The 1,244-nt window shown below is 79.1% G+C and carries 1 protein-coding gene; it reads right to left on the bottom strand.

Translation table 11 applies throughout. The features are described 5' to 3' along the window. Nucleotides 1–1,244 (bottom strand): glycosyltransferase (locus ACLIYP_RS30465; protein WP_412716301.1); only part of this gene is annotated, 1,244 nt, incomplete at both ends.

The raw sequence follows: 1,244 nt of genomic DNA, 5'->3' as shown, positions 1-1,244 counted from the left end.
GCGCCGGTGCCCGCGGCGGCGCCCAGCCGGGCGCGGCGGGCCGGGTCGCGCAGCAGGGCCGTGCAGGCGTCCGCCAGGGCGCGGGGGTTGCGCGGCGGCACCACCAGTCCCGTGCCGCCGATGGCCTCGCACACCCCGCCGACGTCCGTGGAGACCGTGGCCCGGCCGGCGAACATCGCCTCGACCAGGGAGACCGGGAAGCCCTCCACCACGCTGGAGAGCACGGCGACGTCGGCGGCGGCGTAGGCGTCGGCGAGCCGGGGGAGCGCGGGGTCGCCGATCCGCGCGAAGCAGACCGGGTTCTCCCCGACGCTGAGGGGGCCCGCGGCCTCGTCGGGGAAGAGCTGCGCGGCCAGTGCCCGGCAGTGCGCCAGGTACCGCGCCGACTCCGGGTCCCGCTCCGGGGCCGGGCCGCCGGGCCGCTCGGCGATCAGCAGCCGGGTGCCGGGAACGGCCCTGCGCACCTCGGCGAAGGCGTGCAGCAGGCCGACCAGGTCCCTGGCGGGACCGGTCCGCCCGACCCACACCAGCACCGGGTCCGGCCGCTTCCGTCCCGCGTCCTCCACGATCTCCGTCAGCTCCGACGCGTCCATGCCCGGGTAGACCGTGCGCAGCCTCCCTCGGTCCGCCCCGCACCTCTCCTGCCAGCGCCGGGCGTGGGCGTTGCCGGAGACGACCAGCTCGGCGCGGCGGTACGCCTCGCGCGCCAGGTTCCCGTGGAGGGAGGCGAGCAGGGCCCGCACCGGTGCGCCCACGGCGTCCGGCGCGACGGCGTGGGCGGCGCTGGCGAGGTAGTGCTCGCGCAGCCGCACGCCGTACTCGGTCACCAGCAGCGGGGTGCCGAAGAGGCGCCGGGCCAGCAGGCCGGGGAGCGCGGCGGGACCGCCGCCCACCGCGTGGCAGAGGTCCGCGGCCGCGAGACCGGAGCCCTTGCCCCCGGTCCCGTCCCCGTACCAGTCCAGCGACAGCGGCCGCAGCGCCCTCTCCAACTGCTCGGCGACCGTGAGCAGATCGGCCGGTGTCGCGGAGCGCACGGCCCGGAGCGCGCCGGGGGCGCGGCACGCGCCCTCCAGCAGCCGGACCGCCTGTTCGGAGCGGAGGGCCGCGGGGAGTCCGCCGTGCTCCCGGGCCAGGTCCGCCAGCCCGTGGAGGCCGTCGGCGAAACGGTCCGCCTCGGCGGCGGCCCCTCCGTCCCCGCCCGCCGCGTCCTCCGCCGCCGCGCCCCCCGCCTCCAGCACATCCTT

The organism is Streptomyces nanhaiensis (assembly GCF_046614825.1).
Lineage (GTDB): Bacteria > Actinomycetota > Actinomycetes > Streptomycetales > Streptomycetaceae > Streptomyces > Streptomyces radiopugnans.
Note: the sequence above shows the minus strand (reverse complement) of the source record. Positions and strands in the feature narration are given on the sequence as shown.